The sequence below is a fragment of the Sphingomonas sp. SAFR-052 genome (genome assembly GCF_051965015.1).
In the GTDB taxonomy this organism is placed as follows: Bacteria; Pseudomonadota; Alphaproteobacteria; order Sphingomonadales; family Sphingomonadaceae; genus Sphingomonas.
The window spans coordinates 140,185-165,702 of record NZ_JBQCMO010000004.1 but is presented as its reverse complement, the minus strand read 5'-3'; the positions used below and the strand labels follow the sequence as shown (position 1 = coordinate 165,702).

19 protein-coding genes and 2 tRNA genes are annotated in these 25,518 nt (G+C 67.1%); 9 read left to right on the top strand and 12 right to left on the bottom strand.

Annotation, left to right across the window (positions count from 1 at the left end):
• Window positions 1-58: 58 nt before the first annotated feature.
• Together ACTHQV_RS08550 and ACTHQV_RS08545 are read right to left on the bottom strand one after the other, a co-directional pair.
• Window positions 59-3,004, bottom strand: a complete 2,946-nt coding sequence (locus ACTHQV_RS08550; RefSeq protein WP_440489597.1) for a TonB-dependent receptor — start codon at window positions 3,002-3,004, stop codon at window positions 59-61.
• Window positions 3,005-3,012: 8 nt separating this feature from the next.
• Complete coding sequence (locus ACTHQV_RS08545; RefSeq protein WP_440489595.1) at window positions 3,013-4,041, bottom strand: LacI family DNA-binding transcriptional regulator; 1,029 nt, start codon at window positions 4,039-4,041, stop codon at window positions 3,013-3,015.
• A gap of 171 nt (window positions 4,042-4,212) precedes the next feature.
• On the opposite strand from ACTHQV_RS08545, the gene ACTHQV_RS08540 reads away from it, so the two are divergent.
• Together ACTHQV_RS08540 and ACTHQV_RS08535 are read left to right on the top strand one after the other, a co-directional pair.
• Entirely contained in the window at window positions 4,213-6,498 is a 2,286-nt protein-coding gene (locus ACTHQV_RS08540) for a glycoside hydrolase family 3 N-terminal domain-containing protein (protein ID WP_440489593.1), read from the top strand.
• Between the two features lie 169 nt (window positions 6,499-6,667).
• Complete coding sequence (locus tag ACTHQV_RS08535) at window positions 6,668-6,904, top strand: hypothetical protein (RefSeq protein ID WP_440489592.1); 237 nt, start codon at window positions 6,668-6,670, stop codon at window positions 6,902-6,904.
• Here the strand turns inward: ACTHQV_RS08535 and ACTHQV_RS08530 are convergent.
• Together ACTHQV_RS08530 and ACTHQV_RS08525 are read right to left on the bottom strand one after the other, a co-directional pair.
• Window positions 6,841-7,659, bottom strand: coding sequence for an IclR family transcriptional regulator (locus ACTHQV_RS08530; RefSeq protein ID WP_440489590.1), 819 nt, complete (start codon window positions 7,657-7,659; stop codon window positions 6,841-6,843). The two genes, ACTHQV_RS08535 and ACTHQV_RS08530, sit on opposite strands and share 64 nt — an antisense overlap.
• Before the next feature lie 28 nt (window positions 7,660-7,687).
• A complete protein-coding gene (locus ACTHQV_RS08525) occupies window positions 7,688-8,563 on the bottom strand; it encodes an ROK family protein (protein ID WP_440489588.1) in 876 nt (291 codons plus the stop codon).
• Window positions 8,564-8,735: 172 nt separating this feature from the next.
• Between ACTHQV_RS08525 and ACTHQV_RS08520 the strand changes: the two genes are divergently transcribed.
• The 3 genes from ACTHQV_RS08520 (at window position 8,736) to ACTHQV_RS08510 (ending at window position 10,024) form a co-directional block, all read left to right on the top strand.
• Window positions 8,736-9,761, top strand: a complete 1,026-nt coding sequence (locus tag ACTHQV_RS08520) for a LacI family DNA-binding transcriptional regulator (RefSeq protein WP_440489586.1) — start codon at window positions 8,736-8,738, stop codon at window positions 9,759-9,761.
• Window positions 9,762-9,826: 65 nt separating this feature from the next.
• Window positions 9,827-9,902, top strand: a tRNA-Ile gene (locus ACTHQV_RS08515).
• 45 nt (window positions 9,903-9,947) lie between these two features.
• Window positions 9,948-10,024: transfer RNA gene (locus ACTHQV_RS08510), tRNA-Pro, on the top strand.
• 36 nt (window positions 10,025-10,060) lie between these two features.
• Here ACTHQV_RS08510 and ACTHQV_RS08505 read toward each other — a convergent pair.
• From ACTHQV_RS08505 to ACTHQV_RS08490, 4 genes are all read right to left on the bottom strand, one after another.
• Complete coding sequence (locus ACTHQV_RS08505; protein WP_440489585.1) at window positions 10,061-10,861, bottom strand: hypothetical protein; 801 nt, start codon at window positions 10,859-10,861, stop codon at window positions 10,061-10,063.
• A 10-nt stretch (window positions 10,862-10,871) separates the two neighbouring features.
• Window positions 10,872-11,324 carry a nuclear transport factor 2 family protein gene (locus ACTHQV_RS08500; RefSeq protein ID WP_440489583.1) on the bottom strand — a complete coding sequence of 151 codons (453 nt, stop codon included), beginning with the start codon at window positions 11,322-11,324 and terminating at the stop codon, window positions 10,872-10,874.
• Between the two features lie 271 nt (window positions 11,325-11,595).
• A complete protein-coding gene (locus ACTHQV_RS08495) occupies window positions 11,596-11,841 on the bottom strand; it encodes a hypothetical protein (RefSeq protein ID WP_055999903.1) in 246 nt (81 codons plus the stop codon).
• Between the two features lie 142 nt (window positions 11,842-11,983).
• The gene (locus tag ACTHQV_RS08490; RefSeq protein WP_440489581.1) at window positions 11,984-13,342 is read right to left on the bottom strand and encodes a M20/M25/M40 family metallo-hydrolase; all 1,359 of its coding nucleotides are present in this window, start codon (window positions 13,340-13,342) and stop codon (window positions 11,984-11,986) included.
• Window positions 13,343-13,625: 283 nt separating this feature from the next.
• Between ACTHQV_RS08490 and ettA the strand changes: the two genes are divergently transcribed.
• Both ettA and ACTHQV_RS08480 read left to right on the top strand, forming a co-directional pair.
• Window positions 13,626-15,305 (top strand): energy-dependent translational throttle protein EttA, encoded by a 1,680-nt coding sequence (gene ettA / locus ACTHQV_RS08485; protein WP_440489580.1) that lies wholly within the window; start codon window positions 13,626-13,628, stop codon window positions 15,303-15,305.
• A 10-nt stretch (window positions 15,306-15,315) separates the two neighbouring features.
• On the top strand, window positions 15,316-16,491 hold the full coding sequence (locus ACTHQV_RS08480; RefSeq protein WP_440489578.1) for a sensor histidine kinase: 1,176 nt from the start codon (window positions 15,316-15,318) through the stop codon (window positions 16,489-16,491).
• Between the two features lie 244 nt (window positions 16,492-16,735).
• Here ACTHQV_RS08480 and ACTHQV_RS08475 read toward each other — a convergent pair whose 3' ends face one another.
• From ACTHQV_RS08475 to ACTHQV_RS08460, 4 genes are all read right to left on the bottom strand, one after another.
• Complete coding sequence (locus tag ACTHQV_RS08475; protein WP_440489577.1) at window positions 16,736-17,512, bottom strand: NYN domain-containing protein; 777 nt, start codon at window positions 17,510-17,512, stop codon at window positions 16,736-16,738.
• Between the two features lie 32 nt (window positions 17,513-17,544).
• Window positions 17,545-19,191, bottom strand: a complete 1,647-nt coding sequence (gene ybaL, locus ACTHQV_RS08470; protein ID WP_440489575.1) for a YbaL family putative K(+) efflux transporter — start codon at window positions 19,189-19,191, stop codon at window positions 17,545-17,547.
• A gap of 121 nt (window positions 19,192-19,312) precedes the next feature.
• Window positions 19,313-19,795: a transcription elongation factor GreB gene (gene greB, locus ACTHQV_RS08465; RefSeq protein ID WP_242116216.1), complete on the bottom strand. Its 483-nt coding sequence runs from the start codon at window positions 19,793-19,795 to the stop codon at window positions 19,313-19,315.
• The gene (locus ACTHQV_RS08460; RefSeq protein WP_440489573.1) at window positions 19,792-21,840 is read right to left on the bottom strand and encodes a lytic transglycosylase domain-containing protein; all 2,049 of its coding nucleotides are present in this window, start codon (window positions 21,838-21,840) and stop codon (window positions 19,792-19,794) included. Before ACTHQV_RS08460 ends, greB begins: the two co-directional genes overlap by 4 nt.
• Before the next feature lie 78 nt (window positions 21,841-21,918).
• Between ACTHQV_RS08460 and dapA the strand changes: the two genes are divergently transcribed.
• Together dapA and ACTHQV_RS08450 are read left to right on the top strand one after the other, a co-directional pair.
• Window positions 21,919-22,803: a 4-hydroxy-tetrahydrodipicolinate synthase gene (dapA, locus tag ACTHQV_RS08455; RefSeq protein ID WP_440489571.1), complete on the top strand. Its 885-nt coding sequence runs from the start codon at window positions 21,919-21,921 to the stop codon at window positions 22,801-22,803.
• A gap of 65 nt (window positions 22,804-22,868) precedes the next feature.
• Complete coding sequence (locus ACTHQV_RS08450) at window positions 22,869-25,481, top strand: ATP-binding protein (protein WP_440489569.1); 2,613 nt, start codon at window positions 22,869-22,871, stop codon at window positions 25,479-25,481.
• Window positions 25,482-25,518 lie beyond the last annotated feature (37 nt).

Here is a 25,518-nt window from a genome sequence, read left to right as displayed (position 1 = left end):
TTACTGCATACAAAAATGCCGGGACGAGCACAGGCGCGTCCCGGCAGGGGAGGGAAGGTCAGAAGCGGTAGCCGACGCGGAACTGGATGCGCCGTGGCAGGGTCAGCAGGTTGGTTCCGATCCGGGCCCGCTCCAGCGGGTCGATCGCTTCGCCGGTCGTCGGGTTGATCTGGTTGTTCACGAACCCATCGAAGCCGGAGAAGTTGTTGTTGTTGAAGGCGTTCAGCAGATCGACCGCGATCTCGGTCTCACCGCCCAGGATCTTCAGCTTGTTCGCCAGCGTCAGGTTGACTTCGCAGAAGGCGAAGACGCCCTTGATGCAGTTCTTTTCCGGATAGCCCGCGCGGAACCGGCGCTGGCCCGGATCGGACCCTTCGGTCACGTCGGTGACAAGGAAGGCCTGTCCCGAACCGAAGGTGCTGAGCGTCGAGAACTGGAAGCCCAGCGGCAGGTCGACGATACCTGACAGGACGACACGGTGGCGCTCGTCGCCGCTGCGCGGACGCCAGCCATAATCGTCGGGCGTCACTTCATCGAGGCTGAAGAGATCGCCGCCGTTCTGTTCGCCCTTCGACAAGGTGTAGGCCACGTTGACGCCCCAGCCCGAGGTCTGGGTATAAGGCTTGTCGGCGGTGAAGTAGATCGCCTTGTACCGGGTATCGAGACCGTCATAGCCGATGATCGCATTCGAAAAACCGAACGGAATGACCGGTGCGGTGTCGCAGCACGGGCCGGTGCCATTGTCGCGGCGCGTCGCGAACAGGTTCGTATAGCCGTTGCGTCCGCGCTGATACGAACCGGTCACTGCCAGCTGCCACGGGCCGACCTGTTGCCGGACGCCCAGGCTGACCTGATCGTTGACCGGCGGCTTGGTATTGTTCTTGACCGCGAACAGTTCGGGCAGGCCGCTGGTGGACGATGCCCGCAACGCCAACAGGCCATCGCGGGTGAGATACGCCGGGTTCCACGCGACGGTCGGCAGGCCGTTGCGTGGCTGCCCGTCGCGCGAGAAACGGAACACGCCGATCGGATTGATCGTGCGCGACTGTTCGTCGACCGTGTTGTTGAAGTTGTTGCGATCATAATAGCGGCCGAACCCGCCGAAGATCACCGTCCGCGCATCATCGAAGATGTCGTAGGAGAAGCCGAAGCGCGGTGCGATGGCACCTGCGAACGGCTTCCGGTTCGAGCCCGTGCTGATGTAGTTTTCCGGGTCGAAATAGCTGGTCGTCGGCAGGGCACGCAGCGCCGCCGCAGCGTTTGCCGGCGTGATATAGTCGTTGTTCGCACCGTTGGTTTCATAATCCCAACGGACACCGACGTTCAGCTGCAACCGATCGGTCACGTCCCAGTCGTCCTGCGCATACAGGCCGATCTGGGTGTTCGAACCACGGACGATCCCGTTGCCGAGCCCAAGCCGGGCCTCGGCCGGGAACGTGAAGTCGGTATTATTGGTCGTGTCGACGCGGAAGATGAAGCCCGGTTGCAGGAACGCAAGGTTGGCGAATTCGATATCGGTCACCTCGACCCGCGCGCCGACCTTGATCGCGTGATCGTCGATGCCGGTGTAGGTGAAGTCGTCACGCAGCGTATAGCCCTGCTGGACCTCGCGACGGGTCGAATCGCGACCGCCGAACACGATCACGCCGTCATAGTTGAAGCTCGGGCTGTCCGGGTTGAGCGACGTCGGGTTGAAGATATAGTTCAGGTAGTTGAGGTTGACTTCGTTGATGAAGCTGTCGCCGCGATAGGTCCACTTCAGCAGATAGGTATCGACGGTGTTGATCTTGTTCTCGGCGAACTCGTACGAGGTATTGCCGCCAAAGCCCTGAATGTCGGTCTCTTCACGGCGGCTGTACGACAGGTCGAAGGTCTGGCGATCGTCGGGCGTGAAGGTCAGCTTGCCGAAGAAGAAGTCGCTGCGGAACGGGCTGACGAAATTGCCTTCGAACTCGGACAGGCGACGGCCGGTCGCGGATTCGAACGCCGCGATATTGGCTGCCGAACCGGTCGAATCGACGATGAACGCGCGGTCCTGATCGTTGCCTTCATAGGCGCCGAAGAAGAACAGCTTGTCCTTGATGATCGGGCCGCCGAGCGACACGCCATATTGCTTGCGTTCGAAGGCCGGCTTCTCGCGGCCAGCTTCACGATCGAGGAAGCTGCGTTCGGTCAGGCTGCGGTCGGTATATTGGCCGAATGCCTCGCCATGGAATTCATTGGTGCCCGACTTGGTAATCGCGGTGATGATCGCCGAACCGGCTTGCTCATATTCGGCCTTGTAATTCTGCGTCAGGACGCGGAATTCCTGCACCGCCAGCTGGCCAAATGGGTTGCCGCGGCTGTTCTGCTGACCGGCAACGCCGCCTTCGCGCAGCTTGTTCTTCAGGCTGACGCCGTCGATGAACACGTTGACCTGCGACGCGGTCGAGGCGCCGGCCTGAATGCCTTTGTCGGTTTCGCTGTCATTGTAACGGACGCCGGGGGCAAGCGCCGCAAACGACAGGAAGTTGCGATCGGTCTGGGGCAGGGTGCGCAGCTGCTCCTGCGTCACGTTGGTCGCGATTTCGCTGGTGCGGCTTTCGATCAGGCGGCGACCGGTCACGACGATCGTATCGTCGCCTTCCGCAGCGACCGTCTCGTCGGGCGTCCCCGGGGCAGCGGCAGCACCCAGTGTCACGTCGAGGCTTGCCGCCTGCGCGATGCCGACCGTGACTTCGCTGGTCGCGGTTTCGCCGTTCGGGCCGGTGACGGTGACCGAATAGCCGCCGGCACGGATGCCGTTCAGCGTGTAGCGACCGGTCGTATCGGTCGTCGCGCGATAGGACTGGTTCGTCCCTGTCGACGTCGCGACGACCGTAGCACCGGCCACTACGGCCCCCGCCGCGTCACGGACCGTACCGCGGACCGAAGCGGTGGTGGTCTGTGCCGACGCAGGTGCGATCGGCACGACGACCGCGCCCGTCGCCAGCGTCGTCGCGGCGGCGAGGGCCGCGCGGATCATGGTTTTCCTCATGCGTATATTCCCCTTGTTCCCCGGTGTTCCGGGTCTTCCCTTGGTGAAGTGGTTTCGCGCACGATCAGGGTCGGCGCGCGAAGTTCGATGCTGCGGTCGTCGGTGCCGCCGATCTGGTCGATCAGGCGGGCGATGGCGCGTTCGCCGAGTTCGGCGATGTCGATGCGCAGCGTGGTGAGCGAGGGCGAGATTAGGCGGGCGAGCGGCACGTCGTCGAACCCGGCGACCGCGACCCGGTCGGGAACGGCCACGCCGGCGCGACGCAGTCCCATCAGGACGCCGATCGCCATCATGTCGTTCGCGGCGAATACCGCATCGACCGCGCTCCCCTCCCGCATCATTTTTTCCGCTACGGAAACGCCCGACTCTTCGAGAAAGGTTCCGCGTTCGATCCATGGCTCGAGACCGGCGGCGGCGATGCCCGCGCGATAGCCGTCGACCCGTTCCTCTGCATCGATATTGCCGACCGGACCGGCGAGATGGAGGATGCTACGGCGGCCGGTCGCGACCAGATGGTCGACCATCGCCCGCGCGCCTGCGGCATTGTCGATGCGCAGTTCGGGTCGCGGCTGGTGGTGCGGCGCGCAGTTGACCAGCACCACCGGCACCCCGGTCGGCAGATGCGCGAACAACTGGTCGGGATCGATATGCGGCGCCATCACCACCATGCCGTCGACCCGCCCGCGCATGGTGCGCAGCGCCTCCACGCCGCGCGCCGGGTCGGCGTGCATGTTCGACAGCAGCAGTTGCAGACCCCGCGCCGACGCCTCCCGGTCCATGCCGCGCAGCAGTTCGGAGAAGAATTCACCGTGCAGGTCGGGCAGGACGACGCCGATCGCGTTCGACCGTGCGAGGCTAAGCGAGCGCGCGCCGGCATGCGGCACATAGCCGAGCTTGGCGGCAGCGGCCTCGACCCGTAGGCGCAATTCGGGGCGGACATTGTCATGTCCGTTCAGCACGCGCGACACCGAAGCGACGGACACGTCCGCCGCGCGAGCCACATCGCGGATGGTGGCGTTCGCCATGCCGTTGCCCGTTCCACTCCCTGCATCGCCGCGCCCGTCGCGGCGAATCCGTCGGCTTCCGACCGATCGCTCTTGATGTAACCGGTTACATGATCTTAGAACGCGGTTCAACCGAAGATTCGAAACACAACCGGCGCACTATCGTTGCGCAAACGACACAGAGGGGATCGCATGGAAGACATTCGCATTTCGCGACGGGCGATGATGATGGGCGCCGGTGCGATCGCCGCGTGGGGCGCATCGCCGGCGCGTGCGCTGCTGGCGCAGGCGGGCGATCGGCTGCCGGCATCGGTCGAATCGCTGATCGGGCAGATGACGGTCGAGGAAAAGGCCGGGCAGCTGACGCTGATGGCGGCGGCGTGGGCGGGCGGGGCGGCGAACGCGCTTAATCCGATCAGTGCGACGGCGACGTTCGACGAGCAGCTGGTGCAGGTCCGCGCCGGGCGGCTGACCGGGGTGTTCAACGGCAACGGTGCCGAGATGGCGCGGCGGATGCAGACGGTGGCGATGCGCGAACAGCGGCTGAAGGTGCCGTTGCTGTTCGCCGCCGACATCATCCACGGCTTCCGCACCGTCTTTCCGATGCCGCTGGCCGAGGCGGGCACGTTCGACGCCGATCTGGCCGAACGCACCGCCCGGGCGGCGGCGGTCGAGGCGTCGGCGGCGGGGATCGACTGGACCTTCGCGCCGATGGTCGACATCGCCCGCGACCAGCGCTGGGGCCGTGGGATCGAAGGGGCGGGCGAGGACCTGCTGCTCGGCAAGACGATGGCCGATGCGCGGGTGCGCGGGTTTCAGGGCCGGCGCGGGTTGAGCGCCGACGATGCCGTTGCCGCCTGTGCGAAGCATTTCGCAGCCTATGGCGCGGGCGAGGCGGGGCTCGACTACAATACCGTCGACGTGTCCGAACGGACGCTGCGCGAAACCTATTTCCCGCCGTTCCAGAGCGCGTTCGCCGCCGGGGCGCCGACGACGATGGCCGCGTTCAACGAATTGTCGGGGGTGCCGGCGACCGCCAATCCATGGCTGCTCGACACGATCCTGCGCAAGGAATGGGGGTTCGGCGGGCTGGTCGTGTCCGACTATACCGGCGACGAGGAACTGATCGCGCACGGCTTCGCGGCGAATGCGCGCGAGGCGACGAAGCTGGCGTTCCTGGCCGGTGTCGACATGTCGATGCAGTCGGGTTTTTATATCAAGCACCTCCCCGATCTGGTCGCGAAGGGCGAGGTGCCGATGGAACGGCTCGATCAGGCGGTGCGACGCGTGCTGGCGCTGAAGGCGCAACTTGGCCTGTTCGACAATCCGTTCCGCCGCATCGATCCGCGCCGCGAGAAGCAGCGGGTGCGCACGCCCGAACATCTCAAGCTGGCGCGCGAGGCGGGGGCGCGGTCGATCGTTATGCTGAAGAATGACGGCGACCTGCTGCCGCTGCCAAAATCGGGCAAGCGCCTCGCGCTGATCGGGCCGTTCGTACAGGGGCAGCGCGAATTGATCGGGACGTGGAACGTCTATGGTTCGGATGCCGAGGCGGTCGACCTGCTGACCGGCGTGCGCGCCGCGGTCACCGACCCAAAGCTGGTGAGTGCGGTCGACGGATCGGGCATCACCGATGCGATCCCCGGCGGGATCGAGGCGGCGGTGATCGCCGCGTCGCAGGCGGATATCGTTCTGCTGGCGATCGGTGAATCACAACGCATGTCGGGCGAGGCGCAGTCGCGCGTCGATATCGGCATTCCCAAGGCGCAACTCGATCTCGCCGAAGCGGTGCTGGCGACCGGCAAGCCGACCGTCATCCTGCTGCGCAACGGGCGGGCGATGGTGCTCGACAAGCCGGTGCTCGATGCACGTGCGATCCTCGTTACGTGGTTCCTGGGGTCGGAGAGCGGGCCGGCGACCGCCGACATCCTGTTCGGCAATGTGTCGCCATCGGCGCGGTTGCCGGTCAGCTTTCCCTATGCGACCGGGCAGGAACCCTATTATTATGCGCACAAGTCGACGGGGCGCCCGAATCCGCCGGGGCCGCTCGCCGAATACAAGGCGCGCTATCGCGAGGGGCCGAATGCGGCGCGGTTCCCGTTCGGGCATGGACTGACCTATGGCCGGATCGCCTATAGCGACCTCGATCTGGGCGACGGGCGGCTGAATAGCGACGATGCGCTTACAGTGCGGGCGCGGGTCACCAACAGCGGCACGCGCGCCGCGACCGAGGTGGTGCAGCTCTACATCCACGACGTCGCCGCCAGCATCACCCGCCCGGTCCGCGAGTTGAAGGCGTTTCAGCGGGTCGCGCTGGCACCAGGGGAATCAAAGGTCGTCGAATTCTCGCTGCGGGCGAATGATCTGCGCTTCATCGGCGTGCAGAACCGGCCGGTGGTCGAGCCGGGGAGCTTCCGGATCTGGGTCGCGCCGTCGGCCGAGGCGGACGGGGTAAGCGGCAGCTTCGTGGTGGCGTGACCATACTCCCTCTCCCTTCAGGGGAGAGGGCCGGGGAGGGGGGGAAGGCCAAGCAAACCGCTCGCGACTGCCCCTCTCCCAACCCTCCCCGCAAGCGGGGAGAGGGCTATTGGATGCACCCACATCGTCGACCGGCGCGTTAACCCCTTCACCACGAAGGAGAACCACCATGACCGACGGCAAGCAACCCAATCAGGCGGTCGGCTCCGGCAGCGACACCGCCAAGCCCGACGGCGTCAACACTTCGCCCAGCGGAGGTGAATCAGCTGGCGGCGCATACCCTAACCCCCACGACGCCAGCGACGCCGGTCGCTTCGACGGCGGACAGAGCCTGAAGGACTATCATGGCAGCGAAGGCGCCAAGGAGAACGACGCCACCGGCACCGAAGGATCGGGATCGGCATAACCCAGGTCGCGGCTGATCGCCCGCGCGGTCGCGGCGACCTGCGGGCCGATCATCGCGACCTTGTTGGGGGTCAGATACTGCGCCGCGGTGGCGATGCCGATCGCGGCGACGATCCCCTCCGACACATCGCGGATCGGCGCGGCGATCGATCGGATGCCGTCATTGCCGACGCTGTCGTGGATCACATGCCCGCGATCGATATTGGCGCGCATCGCGGCGACCCATTGGTCGACTGCCTGCTCGTCCGCCATACCGGTCGCGCGGACCAGCCGTGCAAGGCCGTCGTCGCGTTCGTCGAACAGTAGCGCCTTGCCCAGCCCGGTCTGCGCCACCGGCCGCCGGTCGCCGGGGCGGGTCGACACCTCCAGCCGCTGTCGCCCCGCCGCCCGGTCGAGGTGCAGCGAATAGTCACCGTCGCGCCGTCCGAGGAACACGCACAGCCCGGTATCGGCCGACAGCGCCTCCATTCGTCCTCGCGCCACACGGATCAGATCGATGCGGCGATGCGCGGTGAACCCCAGTTGCAGCAACGTCGGCCCTAGCGTCAGCAGCCCGCGTTCGGCCTGCGCGACATAGCCGCGTTCGACCAGCGCCGCCGCCAGCCGGTGCGTCGTCGTCCGGCTCAGGCCTAATACGCGCGCCAGTTCGGCGACGCGCAGCGGCTCATCGCGCAACGCCTCGACCAGGTCGAGGCCGCGCATCAGCGTCTGCGTGCCGCGCGATGCGCCCGACGGTTCTTCGCTTTGATCGTTCATTGCCCCGACTGTGGAGCAGCGCGGCGCGTTACGCCAGCGCGTCTTGCGCCATGACGAGCGTACCCAATGGACCGGCCTCCTCACCTAGCGCCGCCGGCACGATCCGCTCACCGATCGATCCGGCATCGACGAAGCCAAGATACCCGCCCAGAGCCGCGACCACCCGTTCGCGCACCATCGGCAGTACCTGCGGCTGACCCAGCCCGACCCCGCCGCCGACGATGATGCGGGCGGGGGAGAGGGTGAGGAACAGCGTCGCGAACGCCTCGCCCAGAGCATCGGCGACATCGCGCCATGCCGGATCGTCGGCGGACAGTAGATGTGCCGGCCCGCCGGTCCGCGCCGCGATCGCCGGTCCGCTGACCAGTCCTTCCAGACAGTCCCCGTGAAAGGGGCAGGCGCCGGCGAACGCATCGTCGGCACGGCGCCGGACGCGGATATGGCCCGCCTCCGGGTGCATCATGCCGGTCACCGGCCGCCCGCCGGCAATGATCCCCATGCCGACCCCGGTACCGACGGTGACGTACAGAAAGTCGGACAGGCCGACGCCCGCGCCGAACGCGCCTTCGCCCAGCGCCGCGCCGGTCACGTCGGTGTGGAACGCTACCTTCTCGAACCCTTGCGCCAGTGGCGCGACGATCTCCGCCCCCGCCCAGTGCGGTTTGGGCGTCGGCAGCATCGTGCCGTTGGCGACCGAGACGGGGCCGAAGCTGGCGATGCCGATCGCGGCGGGGCAATGGTCCCGTCGCCAATCGGCAAGCTTCGCGGCGATCGCGCCCAGCGTTTCTTGCGGCGTGGTCGTCGGTACCCGGAACCGGTCGATGATCTCGCGCCCGCGCCCGACCACCGCGATCGATTTGGTGCCACCCAGTTCCACGCCAGCCACGATCGTGTCGGAATGCATGTCGATCCTCTCCCCGTTGGTCGGCCGGCGTTGTGCCGCACCATGGCGCGATGTCGCAAGTCACGCCGGCACCGTCGATCCGCTATCGACTTTCGCAAACGTTTGCAATGTTTCAATACGGACTGATATTTCTGCTGGCGGATCGCGAGTTTTTCTTCGTACAAGCAGCGGCATGGAGCAGAATGCACAGATGTCGCGGGTGCGGACCATCGCCGATCTGGCGCGGCTGGCGGGGGTGTCGCCGGGAACCGTGTCGCGCGCCCTGGCCGGTAAGTCGTTGGTCAACGCGGAAACCCGCGACCGCATCCAGGCACTGGCCGCCGAACACAGCTTCCGCCCGAACCAGATGGCCAGCCGGCTGCGGACTCAGCGCACCGGGGTGATCGGGGTTGTCGTACCGCTGGGCCATGAACGGCGGCAGCATCTGTCGGACCCGTTCTTCATGACGATGCTCGGCTTTCTCGCCGACCGGCTGACCGAGGACGGCTACGACCTGATGCTGTCGCGCATCATTCCCGACGCGACCGACTGGCTGGAGCGGATCGTCGATTCGGGGATGATGGACGGCGTGCTGCTGATCGGCCAGTCGGATCAGGTCGACACGATCGAGCGCGTGGCGCGCCGCTATCGCCCGCTCGTCGCATGGGGCAGCAGCGACCTGCCGGGGCAGGTGCACTGCGCGGTCGGCACCGACAATATCGCCGGCGGGCGTCTGGCGGGTGAGCGGCTGATTGCCCGCGGGGCGCGGCGCATTGCGTTCCTCGGCGAACTCCGCGCCCCCGAAATCCGCCAGCGCTACGAAGGGGTCGCGGCCGCCGTGGCGGCGGCAGGTATCGAGCATCCGCCGATCCAGCTCGACACCCATCTCGCCTCCGACATCATGGTGCAGGAAGTGACCGCGCATCTCGACCGCGTCGGTGGTGAGATCGACGGCATCGCCGCCGCATCGGACGTGATTGCGCTCACCACGCTGCGGGTGCTGGCCGATCGCGGTATCCGCGTGCCCGACGACATGCCGGTGGTCGGCTATGACGATCTGCCGCTGGCGCTCAGCGCCGTGCCGCGCATCACGACCGTGCGACAGGATATCGCACGCGGTGCCGACGAAATGGTCTCCGCGCTCTTCCGCCGTATCGCTGGCGAGGATGCGCCCTCGGTGATGATGCCGCCGGTGCTGGTCGAACGCGATTCGGCATGAAGGGCAGGGGCATCAACGCCCTTGCGCAGGCGTAGGCGGCGACGCTATCGCTCGCGCCACAGGTGGGGCCTGTAGCTCAATGGTTAGAGCTGGCCGCTCATAACGGCTAGGTTGCGGGTTCGAGTCCTGCCGGGCCCACCAAATGCTTGCGTCCCGGCCGATACCGGCCTAGGCGCAACCCTTCGTCGGGGAGTGGCGCAGTCTGGTAGCGCGCCTGCTTTGGGAGCAGGATGTCGCAGGTTCGAATCCTGTCTCCCCGACCATCCGCATTTTCGTCCTTATCGTTTCCGGACCCGACGTTATCGAGCGACGCGCGGCGGGACTATGCGCCATACCCCATCAAGGAGCGCGCCGCTCGCGATGGCGGCGGCGATTGCAAGCGGGGCGGGGGGCAGGTCGGTCAGCAGCGTGATGCAGCGTTGCCACGTGGCGGTGCCGCCGATCGTCTCGAACGCGATCATCTGCGCGGCGGTCGCGGCGGCGGCAAAGGCGAAGCCGATGCCACGCCTCGGCCCCCGCATCGCGAGCAGAATGGCGGTCAGCAGCGTCACAAGGTTGGCGAGATGGAACGACAGCCGGAACCCGCCGAACCCCGCTGCACCGCCGGTGGGAAAGTCGGGGATCGCCGGCAGCAGCCGGCCGAGAATCGGCGGCAGCACCAGCAAGGCCGTCGCCAGCATCGCCGATGCGTGCACCGCCACCCGCCGTCGCTGGGCAAGGGCATAGGCGACGACAACGATCACCGCGGCGCCGGCGATCAGGTCGACGCTCGCCAGCCGCGCGCCGTAGGTGGCATGAAACGGGTCGGCACCGCTCCGCCATAACGACGCCATGCTGTGCAGCGCCAGCGGACCCGCCGCCGCGAACAGCGGCAGGACGACGAAGGTCGCAAGACCGCTCGCCCGGTGCCACGCGATCCGGCCGGTCGCGATCGACCAGCTCTGCACGGTCAGCAGCGCCAGCCATGCGGTGGCGGTAATGCCATGCGCATGCAACGCGAACGGCACGTCGCCCAGCCGTCCGAAATACCCCGGCCAGAAGGCGATGGCGATCAAGGGAAACAGCGGCAGCAGCCAGCGATGCGCATGACAATAGGGCATGATCCCGATGCTACCGGGCGTCGGCGATCGTCGCCTGGCGCGCGATCAGCAGCCATGCGCCGCCGCGCTTCGCCCAGATGTCGGTAAAGGGCCGTACCACCTGTTTGCCGGCCGCCGGCCCCTTGAGCGGGACCATCGTGTCATATCCCATGACTACGGTCACCTCGGGCTTGCGGTCGATCAGGGTGATGTGTTTGCGTAAATCGCGATAGTCGAGCAGGTCCTGCGCCATTGCCGCGATCACCTCTTCGCGCCGCAGCACCGCGTTGTTCGGCGCGTTGACGACGAAATCCTCCGCCCAGACGGTGCGGACGCCCGCCGCGTCATGCGCCATCATCGCCTTGCCGAGCCGACCATAGGCCGCGCCGATCTCGGGCGGCATGGTCACGCCGGGGGCCAGTTGTGCGAGCGACGGGGGCGCCAGCAGCAACGCCGCAATGGGTGCGAGACAGACTCCGAACATCCTTGTGCGTTGCTTCATCGATCGCCCTTCGCTGCGTAGCGGCGAATCGTAGCGCAGACAGGAGGCGCCGCCTGTCCTCCATTTGGCGTAGGACCGAGCTGCCGCATTCACGCCCGGCAACGGATCAGCCGCAATCATGCCCCAATCGCGCCACCGTGACATCGCGGGCGTAACGATCTGTCACGCGCACGAAAAAAAGGCGCCACCGTTGCCGGGACGCCCTTTTTCCGAATTCCGGTTTCCCGTGACCCAAAGGTCACGGGAACGGCAATTACATGCCGTTCAGTTCGGCCGAGTTCTCGATCGCGTCCGACGCGTCTTCGGCGTTTTCCGAAGCGTTCATCAGGTCGGCAGCAACGGCTTCGTTCGAGGTGTTCTCAGCCTGCGCTTCGAGGTTGTCGGCCAGCATTTCCAGGTTGTCCGACGCTGCGTCCGCGGCGTTGTCGGTCGGGGTGTTCTTGCAAGCGGCGACCGAGAGGAGGCCGGCAGCGGCGGCGACGAGCATGATCTTCTTCATAAGGGTAACTCCCAGAGAAATCCATTTCGCGAAAGGCCGGCGTCACCGCCGTCGCGAAGTTGCCGCAATAGCGCCTTCCGCGCCGCCGTCAATCGCCAATTGTGGCGAGAATGCGGCTTTGCGACCAATGGTGGGCCGTTTCCTACTTGCGACGAAACGCGCCAATCGGTTCCGGCGCGTTGGCGACGACCGCCAGCATCGCCGTCCATGCCGCTACGTTTTGCTGCAATTGCACAGGGTCGACTTTGTCCAGCGTGTCGTCGGGGGTGTGGTGCAGATCGAAATAGCGCAGCCCCGATTGGGCGAGATCGACGGCTGCGACATTTTGCGCGAGCGTGGGGCCGATATCGGTGCCGTCGCCTGCCACCGCTGATCCGCGCGTGATACCCAATGGGGCCAGCGCCGTTGCTAGTCGGTCTGCGATCGCCGCCGATTCGGGGGGCAGGGCGACGTCGAACTTCCACACGCGGTCGGCACCGAAGTCGCTTTCGGCGGCAAGGGCATGGCGGTCGCCGGCATGCGCCTTCGCATAGGCCGCGCCGCCGACCCCGCCGACTTCCTCGGCGCCGAACCAGACGACGCGGATCGTACGGCGCGGGCGGCCGGCGTCCATGATCCGCTTGGCAGCCGCAGTGGTGATGCCGAGGCCCGCGGCATCGTCGAACGCGCCGGTGCCGAGATCCCAGCTGTCGAGATGCCCGCCGATCAGCACGATGCCGGCCGCAGAATCACTGCCCGGCACCTCGGCGATGACGTTGCCCGATTCGCGCATCCCGATCTGGCGCGGCGTCAGCGTCAGGCGCAGCCGGACCGGCCGTCCGCGCTTGAGCACCCGTTCGAGCTGTTCGGCATCGGGCACCGACAGCGCGCCCGCCGGGATCGGCGTCGTACCGGCCGGAAAGACGGTGCTGCCCGCGTGCGGATTGCGGTGATGGTCGGTGCCGAGCGAGCGGATGACGATCGCCGCCGCGCCCTTCTGCGCCGCGATCGCCGGACCGGCACGGCGGACCGCGCCGAACGCGCCATAGCTCGACCCGTCCTGCGTCGCGGCCATGCGGTGGCTGACGAAGGCGATCTTACCCGTCAGGCTGCCGGCGGGCGCCGCCTTCAGATCGTCAAGCGTCGGAAAATAGACGATCTCGGCTTCCAGTCCCTTCGCAGGGGTCGCGCCCGAATTGCCGAGCGCGGTGATCGCCAGCGGTTGCGGGAAGGGGCTGACGATCGCCGCGCGCTCCTCACCCCGGACCCATACCGGCATCTGATACGGTTCGATGCGGACGTTGCTGAACCCCAGCGCCTTCAGCCGCACCACCGCCCATTCGCGGGCACGTGCTTCGTCGGGTGTGCCGGCAAGGCGCGGGCCGATCTCGGTGGTCAGGCCCTCGGTGATGTCCCATGCGATGGTGTCGTCGAGCGCCGCGTCGCGCAGGGTGGCGACGTCGATCGGCTGGGCAAAGGCGGGGAGTGGCAGGGCAAGGGCGGCGAGGAGCAGGCGGCGCATGGAGTTCCCCTTGTTCGGTTCGCGGCTTTCCATACGGGCAACGTCAAGGAACGCAAATCCTCCCCGCCTGCGGGGAGGGGGACCAGCGAAGCTGGTGGAGGGGGAGGGCCGCGCAACGCAACCGTTCTGTCTGCCGCTATCCCCCTCCACCGTCCTGCGGACGGTCCCCCTCCCCGCGAGCGGGGAGGAGCTTTGGGCCGCGCGTTGCCAAGTCACCGGGCCATCGCTACATCGCGACAGAACCCGAACCCCCATCCAGACATTCGAAACGGAGCCTTCGGCAATGGCCGTACAGTACAGCTATGTGATGAAGGGTCTGACCAAGACCTTCCCCGGCGCGAACAAGCCGGTGCTGAACAACATCCACCTGCAATTCCTGCCCGATGCGAAGATCGCGATCATCGGTCCGAACGGCGCCGGCAAGTCGACGCTGATGAAGGTCATGGCCGGCATCGACACCGAATTCACCGGCGAAGCTTGGGCCGCCGAAGGGGTCAAGGTCGGCTATCTGCCGCAGGAGCCGAAGCTCGACCCGACCAAGACGGTGATGGAGAACGTCAAGGACGGGGTGCGTCCGGTCGCGGACCTGGTCGATCGCTTCAACGCGATCTCGGCCGAAATGGGCGATCCCAAGGACGATACCGATTTCGACGCGCTGATGGAGGAGATGGGCGAGCTTCAGGCCAAGATCGACGCCGTCGATGGCTGGAGCCTCGACAACCAGCTCGAAATCGCGATGGAGGCGCTGCGCTGCCCGCCGGGCGACGCGTCGGTCGAAAACCTGTCGGGCGGTGAGAAGCGCCGCGTCGCGCTGTGCAAGCTGCTGCTCGAAAAGCCGCAGATCCTGCTGCTCGACGAACCGACCAACCACCTCGACGCCGAAAGCGTCGCGTGGCTGGAAAATTACCTCAAGGAATATACCGGCAACGTCATCCTCGTCACCCACGACCGCTACTTCCTCGACAATGTCGTCAACTGGGTGCTCGAGCTTGATCGCGGCCGCTACTACACCTACGAAGCCAATTATTCGGGCTATCTGGAAAAGAAGGCGAAGCGCCTCGAACAGGAGGAGCGCGAAGAGGCCGGCCGGGCCAAGGCGATTCAGGACGAACTGGCATGGATGCGGCAGACGCCCAAGGCGCGCCAGACCAAGTCCAAGGCCCGCATCCGCGCGTTCGACGAACTGGTCGAGCGGCAGGAGAACCGTGCGGTCGGCAAGGCGCAGATCCTGATCCAGATTCCCGAGCGCCTGGGCGGCAAGGTGATCGAGGCGCAGGGCCTGACCAAGGCCTATGGCGACAAGCTGCTGTTCGAAAATCTCGACTTCAACCTGCCGCCCGGCGGTATCGTCGGCGTGATCGGCCCAAACGGTGCGGGCAAGTCGACGCTGTTCAAGCTCATCACCGGCCAGGAACAGCCCGATGGCGGATCGATCGAGGTCGGGCAGACGGTGAAGCTCGGCTATGTCGACCAGTCGCGCGACGATCTCGACCCCAACAAGAATGTCTGGGAAGAGGTGTCGGACGGGCTCGACGTGTTCCGCTTCGGCAAGCAGGAACTGGGCACGCGCGCCTATGTCGGCGCATTCAACTTCAAGGGGCAGGACCAGCAGAAGAAGGTCGGCCAGCTGTCGGGCGGTGAGCGCAACCGCGTCCACATCGCCAAGATGCTGAAGGAGGGTGGCAACGTCCTGCTACTCGACGAACCGACCAACGACCTCGACGTCGAGACGCTGCGTGCCTTGGAAGAGGCGCTGGAGTCGTTCGCGGGTTGCGCCGTGGTCATCAGCCACGATCGCTTCTTCCTCGATCGGCTGTGCACCCACATTCTGGCGTTCGAAGGCGACAGCCATGTCGAATGGTTCGAGGGCAATTTCGAGGCGTACGAAGCCGACAAGCGTCGCCGCATGGGCGATGCCGCCGACCGTCCGACGCGTCTGGCGTACAAGAAGCTGACGCGCTGAGGCGATGCCGGTGGTCGAGGAAAATGGGGCGGGGTCGGACGATCCCGCCGATGCGATCCGCTATCGCCTCGACCAGCAGCGCATCCTGGCCGAGTTCGGCGGGATCGCGCTACGCAGCCGCGATATCGATGAGATCGTGCGGGCTGCGGTCGAGCTGGCGGCGCGCGGCATGCGTACCCGGCTTGCCAAGTTCCTGCACCATGATCCGGCGCGCGGCGGGCTGATCGTCCGCGCGGGTATCGGCTGGAACGAGGGCGTCGTGGGCGGGGCGGAGATGGGTGACGATCTGGGATCGCCTGCCGGGTTCGCCTTCCAGACCGGCGAGGCGGTGATCTCCAACCATCTACGCGACGAGAAGCGCTTTCGCACGCCGGGCTTCATGGCCGACCATGGCGTCAAGCGCGCGATCAACGTGCTGGTCGAGGCGAATGGCAAGCGCTTCGGCGTGCTTGAAGTCGACAGTCGCTCGGACGGCCGGTTCGAGGAAGACGACCTTGCCTTCATGCAGGGTTTCGCGAACCTGATCGGCGTCGCGATCGAGCGGCTGGAGGCCGAGCAGAATCTCCGTGCCGCGATCGAGCATCAGGAATTGCTGACGCGCGAGGCGTCACACCGGGTCAAGAACAGCCTCGCCATGGTGTCGGCGATGCTCAACCTGCAGATGCGCGAGGATGACGACCCGCGCGTGCAGCGCCTGCTGGGCGACGCGCAGGCGCGGATCGTGGCGATCGGGCAGGCGCACGATCAGCTATGGCAGGGTGAGCGTGTTGGCGTCGTCGCGCTCGATCGGCTGCTGTGCGGCATCGTCGACCAATTGCGCGAACAGGCACCCGATCACGCGATCGACTGCGACATCGCCCCATTGACGGTCAGCGGCGATACCGCAATTCCGATGGGACTGTTGCTGACCGAACTGGTCACCAACGCGGTCAAATATGCCTATGGCGAGGGCGGCGGTCCGGTACGGATCATGACGCGGTGTGACGACGGGGGGCTGACGATGACGGTGGCCGACGACGGTGTCGGCCTGCCGGTAGGTCTCGATCCGACGATCGCGCGACCGACCAGCCTCGGCATGCGGATGGTGAGCAGCCTGACCCGGCAACTGGGCGGTACGCTGGCGTTCGAGGATGCCGCGCCGGGGACGCGGGTGGTGTTTTCGATGCCGTTGCCCGAGGGGGTTTAGGCGCTTCCCTCGCGCCGGTTGTTCGCCTCACTACCCCGTTCGCTTCGAGCAGGTTCGAGCGAAGTCGAGAACCTACCGTCGAGAAGGCGGTGCCACAAACGACCCGTTCTCGACGGACGCTTCTCGACAAGCTCGAAGCTGCTCGAACCGAACGGGGAGGGCAGGAGGTTCTCCCTTACGTTCGTGCTGAGTAGGGGCAAGCTCGAACCTGCTCGAAGCGAACCGATATTGAGGAGGGGCCACCTCAAACCAGCTTCACGAAGACCCCGGTATCGCGCCGCTCGACCTCGAACGCCTTCACCTTCTCGATCAGGTCCGACAGCCGCTTGAACCCGTAATTGCGTGTGTCGAAGCTCGACCGGTTCGCCGCGCGCTGGCCGACCTCCGACAGGCTGGCGAAGCCGCGCTTGTCGACCTTCGACGCGTCATAGGCGTCCGACAACAGCTTCACGAGCGCGGCGTCGATCTTCTGCTGCTTGCGTGCCGGGGCGGGTGCGGGTTTGGCCGCCGGGGTTGCGGCGGGAGTAGCGACGCCACCGATCGCCGGCGGCAGCGGCATGTTCGCCACATCCTCGACATCCAGCGACGCGACGTCGATGAAGCGGGTGCAGCTCTCCCGAAATCCCTCGGGCGTGCGGTCGGTGCCGAAGCCATAGACCGGCACCCCTTCCTGGCGGATGCGCTGGGCGAGCGGCATGAAGTCGCTGTCCGACGACATGATGCCGAACCCGGTGATGCGCCCGCGCAGCAGCAGGTCCATCGCGTCGATGGTCATGCGCATGTCGGTCGCGTTCTTGCCCTTGGTGATGTCGAACTGCTGGAACGGTTCGATGCCGTGGCGCATCAACAGCGCCTTCCAGCTTTTCAAGCCCGGCTTTTCCCAATTGCCATAGGCGCGGCGGACATTGACCGTGCCGAACTCGGCCAGCACCGTCAGCACCGAATCGAGATAGGCGGCGCCGGCATTGTCGGCATCGATCAGCAACGCGACGTTGCCGGTGGGCGGAGTGTGGGTGACCATCGTTACTCCCTACTGCACGCTGCACCCGGCGGCTATGCTTCCTGCGCGCGGCGTTCCTCGGCCCGGCGCAACATGGTGTGGGCCAGTTCCTCCTCGCCCAACACGACCTGATCGACGCCGTGCCGCTCCAGATAGCTGACCTCCTCCGCCGAATGCGCGCGCGACAGGATGTAGAGGCCGGCATTCAGCCGCCGCGCGTGCTGGACGATCGCCCCCGCCTCGAACCCGCCAGGGATCGCGATCAGCAGCTTGGTCGCCTCGCCCACGCCGGCATCGCGCAGGACATTGGGGTCGAGCGCGTTGCCGAGCACCACGCTCCAGCCATGCGCGGCGGCGACGCGCGCGGTATCGGCCTGATCCTCGATCACGACGAAGGCACGGCCGGCATCGCGCAACCCTTCGGCGACCAACCGCCCGACCCGGCCCGCGCCGACCAGCACGACATGATCCTTGCGCGCCTGTTCGCGCTCGCTCTCGCGCGCCGCGTTGACCGACGGTTCGTCGCCCCGCCCGGCGACCGCGCCGAACAGGAACGGGTTGACCATGATCGACAGGATCGCGCCGGCCAGAATGAGGTCGCGTCCCGCATCGGGCAGGATGCCGAGATTGGTGCCGATCCCGGCAAGGATGAACGAGAATTCGCCGATCTGCGCGAGGCTGGCGGCGATGGTGGCGGCGGTGCGGTTGGGGTGGCCGAACGCACGGACGATGGCAAAGGCGGCGGCCGACTTGCCGATCACGATGATCGCGATCGTGCCAAGCAGCGGGCCGGGCTGTTCCACCACCACCTTCGGATCGAACAACATGCCGACCGAGACGAAGAACAGCACCGCAAACGCATCGCGCAATGGGAGCGTCTCCTGCGCCGCGCGGCGGCTGAGCGGCGTCTCGCCCAGGATCATGCCGGCAAAGAACGCGCCCAGCGCGAACGACACGTCGAACGCCAGCGCCGCCCCGAACGCGACCCCCAAAGCGATCGCCAGCACCGCGAGGCGGAACAGTTCGCGCGACCCGGTATGCACCACCCAGTGCAGCGCCCACGGGATCGCCCGCCGTCCGACGACCAGCATCAGCGTGACGAAGCCGGTGACCTTCAGCAGCGTCATCAGGATCGCGGTCACGATCGCGCCCGGTGCGGCGGCCTTGGCCGGATCAACCGCTGCGGCGACGACCGGCAGCAGGACAAGTGCCAGGACCATCACCAGATCCTCGACGATCAGCCAGCCGACGGCGATCCGCCCACGTTCGGTCTGCACCAGCGCGCGCGCCTCCAGCGCGCGCAGCAACACCACCGTACTCGCCACCGACAGCGCAAGGCCGAAGACGATCCCGGCCATCAGCGGCCAGCCGAGCCACTGGCTCAACCCCCAGCCCATCGTCGTCGCCACCGCAATCTGCACGATCGCGCCCGGCACCGCGATCCACCACACCGACAACAGGTCCTTCAGCGAAAAATGCAGCCCGACCCCGAACATCAGCAGGATGACGCCGATCTCCGCCAGTTCGGTCGCGATCCCCGAATGGGCGACGAAGCCCGGCGTAAACGGCCCGATCAGCACGCCCGCCAACAGATAGCCCGCGATCGGCGATATGCGCAGCCGGTGCGCCGCCGCGCCCAGTATGAACGCCGCGACCAGCGCGGTGACGATGGTTCCGATCAGCGGGGTGTAATGGGGCATCGGCTCTCCAGGGTCGGTTGCCGAAAACCAACGGACGTCGCCCCGCTTGGGTTCGCCAACGTACCGAAATTACCGAGGAGGCGCGACGTGGCCGCCTCCCTGACAGGTGAGGGAAGGGCGATTACGGATAGGCGATCGCCATCACCTCAACCTCCTTCGCCCCCGCCGGCAGTGCCACCGTCCGCACGTCGCCGACGGCACTGCCGCGCAGTGCGCGCGCCATAGGGGAGTTCCACCCGATCCGCCCCTTGCCCGCGTCCGCTTCGTCGTCGCCGACCAGTTCGAGCGTGCGGTGGTTGTCGTCCTCGTCGGCGATCGTCACGGTTGCCCCGAACCAGGCGCGGCCGCGTTCGGTCTGGGCGGCGGGGTCGACGACCCGCGCCGCCTTCATCCGCTTGGCAAGGAAGCCTAGTCGCCGGTCGATCTCGCGCAGGCGTTTGCGGCCATAGATATAGTCGCCATTCTCCGACCGGTCGCCATTGCCCGCGGCCCAGGCGATGACATCGACCAGCTTCGGCCGCTCCTCGCCCAGCAACTGGTCATATTCGGCCTTCAACACGGCATAGCCCGCCGGCGTGATATAATTCGGACGCGGTTCGCTCATCCCGGTCGGTTCTTCCCCAGATACCAGCTAAGGTTGTTCGGCCCGCGCGACCGCGCCTTGGTCGTATGGATCAGGTCGTAGACGACCGCATTCTCCAGCACCCGCTGCACATAGCCGCGCGTTTCGGACAGCGGAATCCTTTCGATCCATTCGACCATGTCGACGCCCGGCGTGCGCGGGTCGCCATTGGCGCGGATGAACTTGTTCACATTGCCGGGGCCGGCATTGTAGGCGGCGATCGCGAGCGGATAGCTGCCGCCATAATAATCGAGCATCCGCTGGATATAGCTCGACCCCAGCGCCATGTTGAACGCCGGATCGTTGAGCGCGGTCGGGCTGTAGGTCAGCCCCAGCTTGGTCGCGGTCTCCCGCGCCGTCCCCGGCATTAGCTGCATCAGCCCGCGCGCGCCCGCGCGGCTGACGGCGGTGCGGTCGAACTGGCTTTCCTGCCGGGCGATGGCGTGGATCAGCGTGAACTGGTCCTGTTGCGGCCCGCCGACCGGCACCGCCGGATAGCCGGCCAGCGTATAGTCGCTATGTCCGTTCAGCAGCGCGCTGCGCCCGACCATCACCGCCAGGTCGGGGCGGTCGATCGCCTTAGCCAACTCGACCGCCAGCGCATGATCGGTGTCGCTGCGCGCATCCTCGGCGATCTTGCGGATGAACAGGCTCTGGTCGGCATATTGCCCGGTGCGTCCCAGATAGCGGACGGCGCGCGTCATCTCGCTGTTCATATAGGCGGTCCGCAGATCGGCGGGCACCGCGCTCGCGACGGCGGTCGCGGGCGGCGCACGCAGCGGACGCCCAATCCGTTCGCTCGCCAACTGGCCGTAGAACAGGTCGCCCAGATCGGCGGCCTGCGCATACCAGCGATCGGCGGTCGGTCGATCACCGGCCGCTTCCGCCGCGCGCCCGGCCCAGTAATAGCCCTTGGTCCGCACAGTTGGCGTCCGCGACCCGCTGGCATAGCGCGCGAACATGCCGGTCGCGTCGCTCGGCCGGTTCAGCTGCTGCAGCGCGACCGTGCCCGCCAGCCACGCAAGGCTGGTATAGTCGTCGCGCTCGCCATAGCCGGCATCGGCAATGACCGTGCCCGCCGGGAACGCATCGTCGATCTGCGACGCGATGCGATAGGCGAGGTCGTACTGGCTGTCGGCCTGCGCCGCGCGGGCATTGGTCAGCAGGACTTCGAGCCATTCCTCGATATCGCCGGGCGTCCGCGACAGCCGGTGCGGCCGGGCGAGATAGGCGCGCGCCGCGCCCGACTGACCCGATCCACGCAGCCAGCTGGCACGGTCGGCGATATAGCCCGGATCGGCGCGATCGACGCCCGGCTGCTCGCCGCGCACGCTGGCATCGGCGGCATTGGTGCGGAACGCCATGCGCGCGTCGAAGGTCGGGCGCATCGCCGCCGAGGCATAGCCGATCTGGCGCAGCCCGGCGGTCGTCGCGCCCTGCCACAGCATTTTGTCCATGCGCGCGTCGTGATCGACCGGGGCCAGCGCACTGGCGAAACCGGCGAGCAGCGTCGCTTCGTCGTTGGGCCGCAACACTCCCCGGCGCCACGCTGCCCGCGCGGCCGTCTGCGCCTCGGGCAGGCGACCGCTCGCCGCCAGCGCCTCGGCATAGCGCAACTGCCCGGCAGCGGTGCGCGGCGGGAAACGGGTGAAGAAGCGCAGCACCGTCGCCGCATCCTGCCCGCCATCCACCAGCACCGTTTCGGCGGCGGCGCGGCGGCTGGCCTCACCCGGAAAGCCCGGATGCGCCAGCAGGAAGCGGGCATAGTCGGCGAAGGGATAATTGTCCGACTGCTGCAACCGTTTCCATTCGGACAGCACCGGCTGGATCGGGTCTTGGGTGGCCGGGGGAATCTGAACGGGGGGAGGCGAGGGGACATAAATATACCCCTGCGGCGACGGCTGGCGAGCGACATTCGTCGACTGGGGCAAGGGGGCCTGCGGAGCGGTCTGGAACAGCCCGGTGGCCATGGCGGCGCTCGCGACGCCGGTGAGCAGGAACGCGCTCTTGAACACGGTGGTCAGCATACTGGACATGATATGGAAGCGCGCCCTATCTGTCGCCACCTTTTCGGCTCGAATCCCTGTCCACGGAGCGCAACCCCCATGTTTTCCGGCTCGATCCCGGCTCTCGTCACGCCGTTCGCGGACGGCAAGTTCGACGAAGCCTCGTTCCGCGCGCTGGTCGACTGGCAGGTCGAAAGCGGGTCGAGCGCGCTGGTCCCGTGCGGCACCACCGGCGAGGCGGCGACGATGACGATCGAAGAGCATGACCATGTCGTGCGCGTCTGCGTCGATCAGGCGCAGGGCCGCGTGCCGGTGATCGCCGGCTGCGGATCGAACGACACCGCGGTCGCTCTGCACCATATCCATGCCGCAAAGGCCGCGGGCGCCGCCGCCGCGCTGCTGGTCCCGCCCTATTACAACCGCCCCAATCAGGAGGGCGTGTTCCGCCATTTCGAGGTGCTGGCCGCGCAGGGCGGACTGCCGATCGTCCTCTACAACGTGCCCGGCCGCACCATCACCGACATCGCTGTCGAAACGGTCGAGCGCATCGTGAAGGCGTTCCCCGACGTCGTCGTCGGTATCAAGGACGCGACCGGGCAGATGGCGCGCGTGTCCGAACACCGGCTGCGCTGCGGCACCGGTTTCGCGCAACTGTCGGGCAATGACGACATGACGCTTGCCTTCATGGCGATGGGCGGGGTCGGCGCGATCTCGGTCACCGCCAATGTCGCGCCGGCGATGTGCGCCGAGTTCCAGGATGCGTGCGCGGCGGGCGATTACGGCCGGGCGCTGACGATCCAGGACCGGCTCTTTCCGCTGCACGCCGCGCTGTTCAGCGATGCGTCGCCGGGACCGGTCAAATACGCGCTGGGCCGGGTCCGTCCCGGCTTCCCGACCGACCTGCGCCTGCCGATGACCCCCGCGTCGGAAGCGTCGCGCGCGGCGGTCGATGCTGCGCTTGCCCATGCCGGTCTGCTTGGCTAGGCTGGGCCCCACACTCCATACACGTTATTGCGGCGGGCGCTCGACGTCCGTACCACGTCGCCCATATGCCTAACGGACATCTGTCGCTGCAAACCCTTACCGGTCGTGAAATTGCCGAACGCGACTGGTCGAGCACGCCGCTCGGCCCGATCGAATCGTGGCCGGTATCGCTCCGCTCGCTGCTGGCGATGATGCTGTCCTGTCCCATGCCGATGTTCCTGGCGTGGGGACCGGAGCTGCGCTGCTTCTACAACGACGCCTATCGCCCGATCCTGGGCGTACGGATCGACGGCGCGCTGGGCGAGCGGTTCGACATCGTCTGGGCCAACATCTGGGACGAACTGATCCCGCTGGTCGAGCGGACGATGGCCGGCGGCAGCATCACCGCCACCGACATGAAACTCGACCTCGCCCGTACCGGCGAGCCCGAAGACAGCTGGTGGACGTTCACCTATTCGCCAGCCTTCGACGATCAGGGGCGGGTCGCGGGCCTGCTGTGCGTCACCGGCGAGACGACCGCACGCGTCGTCGCCGAGCGCGAGCGCGCCGCCGCCGACGAGCGGCTGCAACAGGCGCTGTCCGCCGGGCGCAATATCGGCGCGTGGGACTGGGACGTGCAGGCCGATATCGTCCGCGCCGATTCACGGTTCGCGCTGCTCTATGGCGTCGATCCGGCGGTGGCGGAGGCGGGGGCGCCGATCGGCACCTTCTTCGCCGGGCTGCATCCCGACGACCTTCCGCAAGCGCAGCAACTGATCGCCGCCGCGATGGACCCGGCGGGCGACGGCACCTTCATCGCCGAATATCGGCTGACCCGCGCGGACGGCAGCTGCCGCTGGGTATCGGCGCAGGGGCGGTGCACCTTCGACGACGAAGGCCGGCCGCTGCACTTCCCAGGCGTCAGCTACGATATCGACGACCGCAAACAGGCCGAGCTTGCCGCGCTGGCGGCGAAGGCCGAGCGCGAGTTCATCCTGTCGCTCAGCGCCCGGCAGCGCGCGGCGAGCGATCCCGATGCGATCATGCGCTTCACCGCGCGGGCGCTGGGCGAATGGCTCGACGTCGATCGCATCTGTTTCGCGCGGGTCGGCCAGAATCGCGTGCGCTACGTCGCGGGATGGAACAACGGCGCGCTGCCGCCGCTGATGGGCGACCATTCGATCGACCGGATGGGGCGCAGCAACACTTCGCTGCTGCGCGCCGGGCGGACGGTGGTGTCGGACGCCTTTGCGCAGGACGACCGGTTCGAAGCCGATGTGGTGCAAAGCTACAGCGCGCGCTCCGGCCTTGCCGTGCCGCTGCGCCGCGACGGGCGGCTGGAGGGGCTGCTCATCATCGGCCATGCCGAACCGCGCCACTGGCTGCCGAGCGAGGTCGCGCTGGTGCAGGAGATCGCCGAGATCAGCTGGGTCACGATCCAGCGTGCCGATGCGCTGCTGCGGCTGGAGGCGAAGGTCGGGCGGCAGGGCGCGCAGCTCGAACGGGTGGCGACCGAATTGCACGACGCCGCCTCCGCTCGCGCCGCTGCCGAAACGCAGGTCCGCCAGTTGCAGAAGATGGAGGCGGTCGGTCAGTTGACCGGCGGCATCGCCCACGACTTCAACAACATGCTGGCGGTGGTGATCGGCGGGCTCGACATGATCGACCGGCGGCTGGCCAGCGGGCGCACCGATGTCGGCCGCTATGTCGAGGCGGCGAGGGAAGGCGCCGGCCGCGCCGCTGCGCTTACCCAGCGCCTGCTCGCCTTTTCTCGCCAGTCGCCGCTGTCGCCCGAACCGGTCGAGGGCAACCGCCTGATCGCCGACCTGACCGACCTGCTCGCCCGGACGCTCGGCGAACGCATCGCGGTTGAAACCGTGCTCGGCGCCGGACTGTGGCGGGCGGAGGCCGATCGCGGTCAGCTCGAAAATGCGATCGTCAACCTCGCGGTCAATGCCCGCGACGCGATGCCCGATGGCGGGCGGCTGACGATCGAGACCGCCAACGCCCATGTCGGCGACGATTATGCGCGCGAGGCCGACATGGAGGCGGGCCAATATGTGCTGATCGCGGTCAGCGACACCGGCACCGGCATGGCCCCCGACGTGCTGGCCAAGGCGTTCGACCCGTTCTTCACCACCAAGCCGGTCGGGCGCGGTACCGGACTGGGCCTGAGCCAGGTGTTCGGCTTCGTCCGCCAGTCGCGCGGCCATGTCCGCATCTATAGCGAACCCGATGTCGGCACGACCGTCCGCCTCTATCTGCCGCGCTTCTATGGTGAGGCGCCGACCCCGACCGTGCGTACCACGCTGGCTCCGGTCCGTGGCGGCGGGCTGCATGAATCGATCCTGGTGGTCGAGGATGAGCCGCGCGTCCGCAGCTTCTCGGTCGAGGTGTTGCGCGATCTCGGCTACAACGTCTTCCACGCCTCCGACGGGCCGGAGGCGATCGGCCTGCTCGAAGACGGATTGCAGGTGACGTTGCTGTTCACCGATGTCGTCATGCCCGGTATGACCGGCCGCGAACTCGCCGACCGGGCGCTCGCGATGCGGCCCGACCTGCGCGTGCTCTACACCACCGGCTACACGCGCAACGCCGTGGTGCATAACGGCGTGCTTGATCCGGGCACGCGGCTGCTGCCCAAGCCGTTCGACGTCGACGAACTGGCGAGAAAGGTAAGAGAAGCGCTGGACGCGTAATTCCTCCCCGCGGAGCGGGGAGGATTTTGCGGAACGC

Excerpts from the sequence above, each read along its gene's own strand:
- ACTHQV_RS08475 (WP_440489577.1), bottom strand. The coding sequence starts at position 17,512 with ATGGTCACCCACACTCCGCCCACCGGCAACGTCGCGTTGCTGATCGAT.
- ACTHQV_RS08500 (WP_440489583.1), bottom strand. The coding sequence starts at position 11,324 with ATGTTCGGAGTCTGTCTCGCACCCATTGCGGCGTTGCTGCTGGCGCCC.
- ACTHQV_RS08450 (WP_440489569.1), top strand. The coding sequence starts at position 22,869 with ATGCCTAACGGACATCTGTCGCTGCAAACCCTTACCGGTCGTGAAATT.
- ACTHQV_RS08490 (WP_440489581.1), bottom strand. The coding sequence starts at position 13,342 with ATGCGCCGCCTGCTCCTCGCCGCCCTTGCCCTGCCACTCCCCGCCTTT.
- ACTHQV_RS08525 (WP_440489588.1), bottom strand. The coding sequence starts at position 8,563 with ATGCATTCCGACACGATCGTGGCTGGCGTGGAACTGGGTGGCACCAAA.
- greB (WP_242116216.1), bottom strand. The coding sequence starts at position 19,795 with ATGAGCGAACCGCGTCCGAATTATATCACGCCGGCGGGCTATGCCGTG.
- ACTHQV_RS08535 (WP_440489592.1), top strand. The coding sequence starts at position 6,668 with ATGACCGACGGCAAGCAACCCAATCAGGCGGTCGGCTCCGGCAGCGAC.
- ACTHQV_RS08460 (WP_440489573.1), bottom strand. The coding sequence starts at position 21,840 with ATGCTGACCACCGTGTTCAAGAGCGCGTTCCTGCTCACCGGCGTCGCG.
- ACTHQV_RS08530 (WP_440489590.1), bottom strand. The coding sequence starts at position 7,659 with ATGAACGATCAAAGCGAAGAACCGTCGGGCGCATCGCGCGGCACGCAG.
- ettA (WP_440489580.1), top strand. The coding sequence starts at position 13,626 with ATGGCCGTACAGTACAGCTATGTGATGAAGGGTCTGACCAAGACCTTC.
- ACTHQV_RS08505 (WP_440489585.1), bottom strand. The coding sequence starts at position 10,861 with ATGCCCTATTGTCATGCGCATCGCTGGCTGCTGCCGCTGTTTCCCTTG.
- ACTHQV_RS08520 (WP_440489586.1), top strand. The coding sequence starts at position 8,736 with ATGGAGCAGAATGCACAGATGTCGCGGGTGCGGACCATCGCCGATCTG.
- ybaL (WP_440489575.1), bottom strand. The coding sequence starts at position 19,191 with ATGCCCCATTACACCCCGCTGATCGGAACCATCGTCACCGCGCTGGTC.
- ACTHQV_RS08495 (WP_055999903.1), bottom strand. The coding sequence starts at position 11,841 with ATGAAGAAGATCATGCTCGTCGCCGCCGCTGCCGGCCTCCTCTCGGTC.
- ACTHQV_RS08540 (WP_440489593.1), top strand. The coding sequence starts at position 4,213 with ATGGAAGACATTCGCATTTCGCGACGGGCGATGATGATGGGCGCCGGT.
- ACTHQV_RS08545 (WP_440489595.1), bottom strand. The coding sequence starts at position 4,041 with ATGGCGAACGCCACCATCCGCGATGTGGCTCGCGCGGCGGACGTGTCC.
- dapA (WP_440489571.1), top strand. The coding sequence starts at position 21,919 with ATGTTTTCCGGCTCGATCCCGGCTCTCGTCACGCCGTTCGCGGACGGC.
- ACTHQV_RS08550 (WP_440489597.1), bottom strand. The coding sequence starts at position 3,004 with ATGATCCGCGCGGCCCTCGCCGCCGCGACGACGCTGGCGACGGGCGCG.